This window comes from Chitinophaga sp. (assembly GCF_035564935.1).
Taxonomy (GTDB): domain Bacteria; phylum Bacteroidota; class Bacteroidia; order Chitinophagales; family Chitinophagaceae; genus Chitinophaga.
The window spans coordinates 1-9,850 of record NZ_DATMTE010000223.1 but is presented as its reverse complement, the minus strand read 5'-3'; the positions used below and the strand labels follow the sequence as shown (position 1 = coordinate 9,850).

8 protein-coding genes and 1 tRNA gene are annotated in these 9,850 nt (G+C 46.5%); 6 read left to right on the top strand and 3 right to left on the bottom strand.

The window, feature by feature from the left end; all coding sequences use genetic code 11:
* On the bottom strand, nucleotides 1-1,304 hold a 1,304-nt coding region (locus VN105_RS05865; protein WP_325638860.1), incomplete at its 3' end, for a S41 family peptidase.
* A gap of 127 nt (nucleotides 1,305-1,431) precedes the next feature.
* Between VN105_RS05865 and VN105_RS05860 the strand changes: the two genes are divergently transcribed.
* The gene (locus VN105_RS05860; RefSeq protein ID WP_325638858.1) at nucleotides 1,432-3,720 is read left to right on the top strand and encodes a hypothetical protein; all 2,289 of its coding nucleotides are present in this window, start codon (nucleotides 1,432-1,434) and stop codon (nucleotides 3,718-3,720) included.
* Nucleotides 3,721-3,799: 79 nt separating this feature from the next.
* Here the strand turns inward: VN105_RS05860 and VN105_RS05855 are convergent, their stop codons facing one another.
* Both VN105_RS05855 and VN105_RS05850 read right to left on the bottom strand, forming a co-directional pair.
* Complete coding sequence (locus VN105_RS05855; RefSeq protein ID WP_325638857.1) at nucleotides 3,800-4,219, bottom strand: VOC family protein; 420 nt, start codon at nucleotides 4,217-4,219, stop codon at nucleotides 3,800-3,802.
* Between the two features lie 59 nt (nucleotides 4,220-4,278).
* On the bottom strand, nucleotides 4,279-5,502 hold the full coding sequence (locus VN105_RS05850; protein WP_325638855.1) for an ROK family transcriptional regulator: 1,224 nt from the start codon (nucleotides 5,500-5,502) through the stop codon (nucleotides 4,279-4,281).
* A 221-nt stretch (nucleotides 5,503-5,723) separates the two neighbouring features.
* Here VN105_RS05850 and VN105_RS05845 point away from each other — a divergent pair.
* From VN105_RS05845 to VN105_RS05825, 5 genes are all read left to right on the top strand, one after another.
* Nucleotides 5,724-5,805 (top strand) — tRNA-Leu (locus VN105_RS05845).
* A 217-nt stretch (nucleotides 5,806-6,022) separates the two neighbouring features.
* On the top strand, nucleotides 6,023-7,402 hold the full coding sequence (gene tig, locus VN105_RS05840) for a trigger factor (RefSeq protein ID WP_325638853.1): 1,380 nt from the start codon (nucleotides 6,023-6,025) through the stop codon (nucleotides 7,400-7,402).
* Nucleotides 7,392-8,093, top strand: coding sequence for an ATP-dependent Clp endopeptidase proteolytic subunit ClpP (clpP, locus tag VN105_RS05835; protein WP_142685694.1), 702 nt, complete (start codon nucleotides 7,392-7,394; stop codon nucleotides 8,091-8,093). The genes tig and clpP overlap by 11 nt, the downstream gene beginning before the upstream one ends.
* Before the next feature lie 218 nt (nucleotides 8,094-8,311).
* A complete protein-coding gene (gene clpX / locus VN105_RS05830) occupies nucleotides 8,312-9,556 on the top strand; it encodes an ATP-dependent Clp protease ATP-binding subunit ClpX (protein ID WP_325638850.1) in 1,245 nt (414 codons plus the stop codon).
* A gap of 54 nt (nucleotides 9,557-9,610) precedes the next feature.
* On the top strand, nucleotides 9,611-9,850 hold a 240-nt coding region (locus VN105_RS05825; RefSeq protein ID WP_325638848.1), incomplete at its 3' end, for a hypothetical protein.

Below are 9,850 nucleotides of genomic sequence, written 5' to 3'. Positions count from 1 at the left end.
CGGGTAACCGGATAGTCTACTGAAAAATCAGGGATCGAAAATTTTACCCTGGCTACATTGGAATAATCCAATGCTCCGGCAGTGGGAGTTCCCATCAATTTTACTTTCTGGCTCTGGGCAGCTTCCAGTAAAAACTGCTCTGCGGTATTACTGCACTGATCATTGATCAGCACCGCCACTTTAGCAGGCACTGGCAACGGGGCGGGCAGGATCATGTTTTCATCCGGTCCCAGGCTTACCAGCCTTCCCTGCAACCCGTTTCCCTGGCGGATGGCGGTGCGGATCTGCTCTACGTATTCATCGGGCAATTTCCCCGTTTGCTCGTCCAGTACGTGGCCCCATGCAGTAATGTTATCCGGGGTTGCATAAAAGTCGGCCCCCGTGATCCTCACCGGCTGGGTATACAGTAACGGCCGGAGGCGCTCAATGAGTTTGTCGGCGCCGGTGCCGGTGTTACGGACATCTATCACCAGGTTGGGGTTCCTGCGCAGGTATTCATCGTTGGCATTCAGTACGGAATCTGCCAGCGGGTAAACGGTGGCATCGAAACTGCCGATGCGCAGGTAGCCGGTGCTGTCGTTTACCTGCCGGAAAAAGAAAGGCGCTGCCGGCATATCGGCAAAAGCGGGGATTTCCCGTACTTTCTGCAGCGGCGTAAGGCCGGCAGTTTGCGGGGGCCCAACTGCCCCTGGCTTTTGCCAGCCCAGTGCAGCAAGTCCGTCATACCGCCTGCCAACCGTAAGGGTATCAAAGTTCACCTGTTGTTCTGCATAACTGATCAGGTCAAATTTATCCGGTCCGGTAGCGGCCAGCTCAAACAACACGTCTCCTGTTTTCCAGTCGGGCACCGCAGATTCCATGATCACGGCCGCGTAAGTGCGTAATCCCCTGAGATTTTTTACCAGGGCCACTTTATACAGCGAGCCTTCCTGGTAAATGCCCGCTATGCCGCTTATTGGCTGCTTTCCGAGCATATCGAGCTGCTGGGGCGTGAGTGTTATTTTTTCTTTTAGCGGCGTATAGCCAATGTGCAGGGAAAGATGCTGGTCTTTGAAAAAGCGCAGGTAACGGTTCACCAGCAGCAGGCAATGTGTGGCGCCTTTAATGGTAGCTGCCTGCAGCCGCATTTTTGTGAGCATGGCGGTATAAGCCTGCTGTGTAACAGGAGTTACTTTGTCGATAAACCCTACATAATTCTTTCTCAGATAGACCTGTACACTGTCAAATTTCTTCCTGCAATCACACTCCTGCGCGTATACTGCTGTGCTGCACAGGAGTAATAACAATACTGCTATTGCTTTCATGGCAAAGGATTGAAGTTTCTGGCTGATAATAAATGGTCTTTAAATATATATATTCGGAAGGAAACTACCAGAAAATATTTATCATCATCCCCAATATTAATAAATTACAGGTCCTAATAAAGCGCATATGTATTTAGACGAACTGGAAAGGCTGTATAATGAACAGGCGTATACGGAAGCAATTACCAAACTTGAAACATACCTGCAGGATCATCCGGGGGAGGCACGGGGCTGGCAGTTGCTGGGCTTGTCGCAGCTGGAAAATGCCAAAGCCACCGATAACAGGGATCTTGCCACTGCCATGTATAATGAAGCCTACAATGCATTCTGCCAGGTATTGAGCATTGATCCTTCACATGTGCAGGCCCGCGTACACCGCGCCTATATGGGCGCCAATATTATGGCCGATAAAGGAGATGAAACCATCAGCGATTGTGATATACTCATTGCCGGCGGCGATGAAGAGTTAACTACAAAAGCATTACTGTACCGTTTCCAGGTATGGGTGTTAAAGAATGAAACCGATAAGGCCCTGGCCGATATGCACCGTAATCTCCAGGTGTATGAATCGTTGTATGCCGACGATCTGCCCCAGCTCAATGTGGCGCGGTTCCAGTGCTTTACCCGTATCGGGGATGTGTATTACCATACCGAAAACAGGCCCGCTGCGCTGGAATACTATAAACAGTCCTTTGAATGCACCGTATTTAATAACCGGCTGTTGTCCACCACCTGGTTCGCCCTGGATATGGCAGATTACGAATTTGCCGCCAGCATGCTGCAGGTAATGATCTCCGCAGGAGAAAATACCAAAGAAGATATGCTGCGTTTGCTCCGGCATATCCGGCAATTGCTCGCCGATGGCATACGGAATGCGGCGCTGGCAAGGGAATTTTGTAAAGGCACTACGGAATTTTGGCCGGAGTTTTTTGGAGACGACGATGATGAAGGGACCCTGGAACAGATTTCCACCGGCAAACGTTTCATTGCCGAATACCCGGAAGAAGCCTATTTCTACCATTATACCGCTACTGCGTTCTTTAATATCGGCAGCTATCATGAAGCGTTGCCATGGTATGAAAAATCACTGGCCATTAAACCTTATCCATTCAGCATGGTAAGGTGGTATTTTACCAGCTATAAGGTAAACGGACAGTTCCCCGAAAGCTGGCCTGATGTGGAGCATAATATTGCGTACGACTGGTACGCGGCTGGTGTCATTTTCAGCGAGATTATCCAGCTGGAAAAAGACAATGCGGTAAAACAGGCGTCTGCCAGGCTGAAGCGGTTCCTGTATAAAAAAGCATTTGATATTTATCATGCTTACTGGTATGAAAATACAGGCAGTTCTTATGCCGGCCATCCTCACCATTTTGCCATGTGCTGCAACAACTATGGCATTGCTTTATACGAAGGCGGCATGTTCGAGGAAGCGGCACATGTACATACTATCGGCTATAATATGTCGCCCTTCTGGGAACAGCTGGAATCCAGGGCGGATGCCTACCATAGCATGGGCAAGCTGGCAGAGGCCATTACCGACCGGCAAACCATCCTGGATAACTTCACGGAGGCACTTCCGCTCATGTACTATGTATCTATCCATGAAAGAATGATAGACGACCTGTGTACACTGGAGAAACATGCTGAAGCGCTGCATCTCTACGAAAAAATACTGGATGAATACAATACCTGGATTGAAAAGGATATGGAATTGCTGGAAGATTACGACCGTGAAACCATTATCTACAACATTGACCGCATTAAAACCGGGCGGGCATTTATCCGGACCAACAGTGCCGACGACCTGCATGAACGTATACTGGCATTGGAAACGCACCTGGTGGAAAAGCCGGACGACAGCGACGCATACTTTAACCTGATGTACCTGTATTTTGACAATGCACAGTATGAACATTGCATCGGCGCTGTCAATAACCGTATTTCCATTGGCGGTATTCCCAAACTGCCGGTGATTTCGCAGATGAAGATCTATTACTTCCGGGGAAAAGCCGCGTTAAAACTGGGCCGTTTCAAAGCCGCTATTACGGATCTTTTATATACACTACAGATCATGTCCGGCGGCGATGCAACAGACAACGCCCCCAACTACCGGTTTGGCGTATACGCTTTCCTGGCGGAAGCCTATCTTGGTAACAAAGAATATGATGAATGCCTGGCTTACGCTACCCAATGTCTGCATATTTATGCCACCAATAACTGGACATGGGATACGGAGGCATCTGCCGTAAGATATACGATGGCGCTGGCTTACGAAGCCAAAGAAGATATGGGCGCCTGCAAAAAGACCATTGACCTGATTATAGCAAACGATCCCGGGTTCCGGCCTGCAGCAGAGAAGAAAAATGAATTGCGCGGAGGAGGATTATTTTCTTTTTTCAGGAAGAAGAAATAAAAATACAGCTGTTTATTTTCCGGGATACCAGGAAAGTAAACAGCTGTAAAACTTATCGTCTCTTAAAAAAATAACCTGGTTACATCATCGGCTTATTAAAGCTTATCATCCAGGGAAAGCCGTACTTATCGGTGAGCATACCAAAGCGGTGCGCCCAGAAAGTTTCTTCCAGTGGCATTGTAACCTTGCCTCCGGAAGATAATGCATTGAACAATTTTTCCGCCTCTTCATTAGATGTAGCGCCCAAGGCGAGCGTAACGCTGTCCCCGTTTTTAGGTGTTTGCCCCATCATACTGTCGGACGCCATGATTTCAAACCCGGGTGTTTTAAGATACGCGTGCATCACCAGGTCTTTTGCTTCAGGGGGTTGTTTATCGCTGTCCGGCGCATCGCCCATTGTCATAATCTGGAGTTCTCCTCCGAAAATGCCCTTATAAAAATTCATTGCTTCCCGGCAATTAGTGCCGAATGTGAGGTACGTTGTTAATGTGGTGGACATAACAATCATTTTTTAGGGTAAGAAAATGGAGTTCAGGTGAATACTAAAGTTAGGTAAAACTAGCTTATGAGCACCTTATTTCTTACCAACAGGCAGGCCCCGATAATGCCTGCGCTTTCACCCAGTCGTGACATTTTCAATTTGGAATCGTTACTAACCAGGCTGAGGGAATATTTTTTCATAGCGCTTTTTATAGGCAGGCGTATGTGGTCTTGCGTAGCGGCCAGGGCGCCGCCGAGAATCACCAGTTCGGGGTTGAAGATGTTCATGAGCAGGGCCACGCCGCGGCCAAGGTTCTCTCCTACTTTGGCGATGAGTTCTATGGCCAGCATATCATCGTTGTTGGCCGCCGCTATGATGTCGTGCAGATGGATATCTTCCGGCGACTGGTGCGTGCGGGTGAGCATAGAGGAAGAGCCGGCAGCCAGTTTTTGCCGGAACATGTTTACCAGCGCCCATCCGGAGGCTTCTGTTTCCAGGCATCCTTTTTTCCCGCAATGGCAAATGATCTCGTTGTCGAACATGGGGATATGCCCTACTTCCCCGCTATAGCCGGATTTGCCATAATACAGTTCCCCGTTGATCAGCACGCCCATCCCTATGCCATAGTCAAGGTTCAGGAACAGCACGTTACGTTCGCCATTCACAAGGTCGGAGCAAAATTCCCCGTATGCCATTGCGCGTGAATCGTTCTCCAGGAAAACGCGGATGCCAACTTTGGCTGCAATGACTTTACTGAGGGGTTCGTCGTCGAAATAAAAAAGGCTGTAGTTGTAGCCGGTAGCGTAGTTAATACGTCCCTGGATATTGATACCGATACCAAGGATTTTTTCCTTTGGCACTGTGAGCCCGTCGATAAAGTTATTGATCAGCAGGCAAAGCTGTTCCAGCGAGGCTTTGGTGTTATCCAGCGCATAAGGCAGTCCTTCCACGGTGGTGAGCAGGTTTTTATGGAGGTCGGACAGGCCCAGGTTGAGGTGGTCATGCTTTACGTCTACGCCGATAAAGAAGGCGGAATCCGGCACCAGTCCGTACAGGTTTGGCTTACGGCCACCGGTGGACTCTATTTTGCCATAATCCATGACCAGTCCATCGGTGATAAGATCATTCACCAGGTTGGTCACTTTGGGAGTGCTGAGATTGAGCTCCTTGCACAGATCGGCGATGGTGGCGTTGCCGGAATTGGCGAAATAGGCCAGGGCGGCCTTTTTCAGGTTGATATTTTTATAGGCTACACCAGTAGCATTTGCGCTGTTCAGCTCTTCAAAAAAGGTTTTGGCCATAGCATCAGATATACTTTTACAGTAATTGCCCTCCAATTTAACTGCTTAATTCTGATTTTTTAAAAAATTAGGGGCGAAAGCCGGCGAATGTTCCCTATATAAATGATTTTGTTAATTCCCAAAAAATAATACCTTTGCAATCCTTTTTGAGCTAAAAAGGGGCTCTTGTCATGTATATCCGGGCGGAACTAACAGGGAAGAGCGAGTTCTTTTTATTTACTGCGGATGTGATGAAATTGGTAGACATGCCAGACTTAGGATCTGGTGCCGCGAGGCATGGGGGTTCGAGTCCCTTCATCCGCACATATAATATTATGTGGCAATGCGTCAATATGGCAATGTGATAATGCTATGCTCCCCCTCACTTTCATTGTCACTACTGTCTTATTCAGACACAGTTTCACCTGATTTTATTCAAAAATAATTTCCTGCCATTCCTACTTGCCGTTGTGACTTCATGGCAGAAAAATAAACAAGGAATCATTATTGCTTCTTAAAGAACACTTTATACAATTCAATTATGGCAACCGTTACGAGAGAAAACATTGGTTTATTGAACGATAAGATCACTGTGAAAGTGAGCCAGGAAGATTACCTTCCTAATTTTGACAAAGCAGTAAAGCAATTCAGCAAAAATGCGAACATACCAGGCTTCCGTAAAGGAATGGTACCTGCAGGTATGGTTAAGAAAATGCACGGTCAGGCTATCTTTGGCGACGAAATTCTGAAAACTGTTGAAAGAGAACTGATGGGCTATGTGCAGGCAGAAAAACTGGAAATCTTCGGCCAGCCGCTGTCCCTGGAAAAACAGGCGAAAGACCTGGATTACAACAAACCAGCTGATTACAACTTCGAGTTTGAAGTAGGTCTGAAACCGGCCTTCAGCGTTACTCCCCTGGAAAATAACAAAACCACCCTTACCAAGTATAAAGTAACCGTTACCGACGAAATGGTAAACGATGAAGTACAGCGCCTGCAGCTGAAAGGTGGTAAAACAACAGAACCTGAAACAATTACCTCTGAAGATAACGTGATTAACGTTAAATTCGAAGAATCTGACAAGAAAGGTAATGTAGTGGAAGGCGGTATCGTAAAAGAGAACGCCTTGCTGGTGAAGTACTTTTCACCGGCTATCCAGGCTGAGTTACAGGGCAAAAAGAATGAAGACAGCATTGTATTCCAACTGGCTACTTCCTTTGACGAACAGCGTTTGGGCTGGGTTCTGAAAGACCTGGGCTTTGAAGCAGGCGACAAGGAAGCAGCAAAGAAATATTTCAAACTCACCATCACCAAAGTAGGTCTGATTGAAAAAAGAGAACTGAATGAAGAGTTCTTCAAAGAAGTTTACCCTGGAGAAGAAATCACTACTGAAGAAGCTTTCCGGGCTAAACTGAAAGAAGAAATCGGCAAATACTGGGATTCTGAGAGCCGCAACCACCTTCACAACGAGCTGTTTGAAGTACTGGTGCACGAAACGCCGATCGAATTACCAAAGGATTTCCTCAAACGCTGGCTGCAGGTAGGCGGTGAAAAACCAAAAACTGCTGAAGAGGCGGAAAAAGAATTCCCTTCGTTTGACCATCAATTACGTTGGACACTCATCAGCGATAAACTGGTTAAGGAAAATAAACTGGAAGTTTCTTTCGAAGATCTGAAAGAAAATGCCAAACAAAAAGTATTAGGCTACTATGGCGGCGCCGCTGCTGATGGAGCAGAATGGTTAGACAGCTACCTGGATCGCCTGTTACAGGATGAGAAATTTGTAGACCAGACTTACCGCGAAATGATCACTGCCAAGTTATTTGACTGGGCTGAAGCAAAGGTGAACGTGAAAGAAGAGGAAATCAAAGCAGAAGATTTTGTTAATTTACCTCATAAACATCACCATCATGAACATTAATAATGAATTTAGAAAATATGCCATCCAGCATCGGGGAATCAGCAGCCTGGTAGTAGACAGTTACGCCAAAAGCCACCAGATCAACAGCCTGACTCCTTATATCCTTGAAGAACGCCAGATGAATATGACCCAGATGGACGTTTTCTCCCGGTTGATGGCTGATCGTATTATTTTCCTGGGAGACCCGGTGAACGACTACGTAGCAAATGTAATTACTGCGCAGTTGCTGTTCCTGGAATCTTCCGACCGTAACCGTGATATACAGATGTACATCAATAGCCCCGGAGGAAGCGTTTACGCCGGCCTGGGTATTTATGATACTATGCAGATCATTTCTCCTGATGTAGCCACTATCTGTACCGGTATGGCGGCCTCTTTCGGCGCCGTATTACTGGTAGCAGGCACAAAAGGAAAACGTACCGCGCTGAAACATGCACGTGTAATGATCCACCAGCCTCATGGCGGTGCAGAAGGCCAGACTTCAGACATCGAAATCACTGCGCGTGAATTTGTGAAACTGAAGAAAGAACTGAACGAAATCATTGCAGGCCACTGCGGACAGCCGATCAAAAAAGTGGAAAAAGATTCAGACCGTGATTACTGGATGACTGCGGATGAAGCAAAAGAATACGGCATTATTGATGACGTACTCCAGAAAAATCCAAAGAAAAACCTGGAAACACCTCAGTAATAGCTTAACGCTCAAGGCATAAATAAAGCTATTGTAGCGAAGATGACAGCGATACATATTAAAAAACGCTACTATCTTCATTACAATAGCTTTTGTTTTGTGAGATGATAAGCTTTACTGTATTAAGACTTACGCTTTCGGCTATTTAGTGTAAATTTGTAACCCTGCAATACCATTGCAGACAATGATAGTTTCGTAGAAAAATAATCTATTTCGAAATGAAAGAATCTAAAATCCGATGCTCCTTTTGCAGCCGCTCCAAGGAAGAAGTGCAGATACTGATTGCAGGTGCAGAAGGACACATCTGTGAAAACTGTGTAGCCAACGCGCAGGAGATAATTGACCAGGAGTTATTTACTCCGGGCAAGAAAGCGGCTGCAGCCGTGGCTCCCAACTTCGCTCCCAAAGTGTCTAAACCTATAGACATGAAAAAGTTCCTGGACGAATACGTAATTGGCCAGGACGATGCGAAGAAAATACTGGCGGTAGCAGTATACAACCACTATAAAAGACTGAATCAGCAGATTGGCGATGATGAAGTAGAGATAGAAAAATCCAACATTATCATGGTAGGAGAAACCGGTACCGGTAAAACCCTGCTGGCCAAATCCATCGCAAAACAATTAAACGTACCCTTCGCTATTGTGGACGCTACCGTATTTACAGAGGCCGGCTATGTGGGTGAAGATGTGGAAAGTATCCTCAGCCGCCTGTTGCAGGTATGTAACTACGATGTGGAAGCTGCTGAACGCGGTATTGTTTACATCGATGAAATCGATAAAATTGCCCGTAAAAACGATAATCCTTCCATCACCCGTGATGTAAGCGGAGAAGGCGTTCAACAGGGGCTGCTGAAATTACTGGAAGGCACCGAAGTACTGGTACCACCCCAGGGCGGCCGTAAGCATCCTGAGCAGAAACTGATCAAACTGAACACGCAAAATATTCTCTTCATTTGCGGCGGCGCATTTGATGGCGTGGAAAGGATCATCAGCAGAAGAATACAAACACACTCTATCGGTTTCACCGTTAACAAGGAAAAAGAAGAAGAGAACAGAAAACAGATCCTGCGTTACATCAATTCACAGGACCTGAAATCCTTTGGTCTGATCCCCGAGTTACTGGGCCGTTTGCCTGTGGTAACCTATCTCAACTCCCTCGACAGGGATACCCTGAAACTGATCCTTACCGAGCCAAAAAATGCGCTGGTAAAACAGTACAAGAAACTTTTCAAGGTAGAAAATATCGATTTACAGATAGAAGAGGAAGCGATCGATTATATTGTAGACAAAGCAATGGAATACAAGCTGGGTGCACGCGGTTTACGCTCCATCTGTGAAGTAGTGCTGAGTGACGCGATGTATGAACTGCCGTCGGCCAATGAATCGCACTTCCATCTTACCAGGGAATATGCACAGGCAAAACTGGAGCAATCTACCCTTGTTAAACTGAAAGTGGCCTAACTGTTCCGGTTGCACGTGAACAGTAACACGATCTCTAACCATAAAACTCTATTTATGCAGGAACTCATTCAGCAATTACAGGACAAAGCCGGACTTACCGCCGAACAGGCAGCACAGTCCATTGATGTGATCAAAGAATATGTGAAAGGCAAATTACCTCCTTTTATTGCAGGTACAGTTGATAACTGGTTTGCAGGTATGTCAGACAAAGCCGAAGAAAAAAAGGCGGGCCTGATGGATCAGGCAGGTGATTTCCTGGATAATGTGAAAGATAAAGCAGAGGATTGGGCAGAA

Excerpts from the sequence above, each read along its gene's own strand:
- clpP (WP_142685694.1), top strand. The coding sequence starts at position 7,392 with ATGAACATTAATAATGAATTTAGAAAATATGCCATCCAGCATCGGGGA.
- VN105_RS05860 (WP_325638858.1), top strand. The coding sequence starts at position 1,432 with ATGTATTTAGACGAACTGGAAAGGCTGTATAATGAACAGGCGTATACG.
- VN105_RS05855 (WP_325638857.1), bottom strand. The coding sequence starts at position 4,219 with ATGTCCACCACATTAACAACGTACCTCACATTCGGCACTAATTGCCGG.
- VN105_RS05850 (WP_325638855.1), bottom strand. The coding sequence starts at position 5,502 with ATGGCCAAAACCTTTTTTGAAGAGCTGAACAGCGCAAATGCTACTGGT.
- tig (WP_325638853.1), top strand. The coding sequence starts at position 6,023 with ATGGCAACCGTTACGAGAGAAAACATTGGTTTATTGAACGATAAGATC.
- clpX (WP_325638850.1), top strand. The coding sequence starts at position 8,312 with ATGAAAGAATCTAAAATCCGATGCTCCTTTTGCAGCCGCTCCAAGGAA.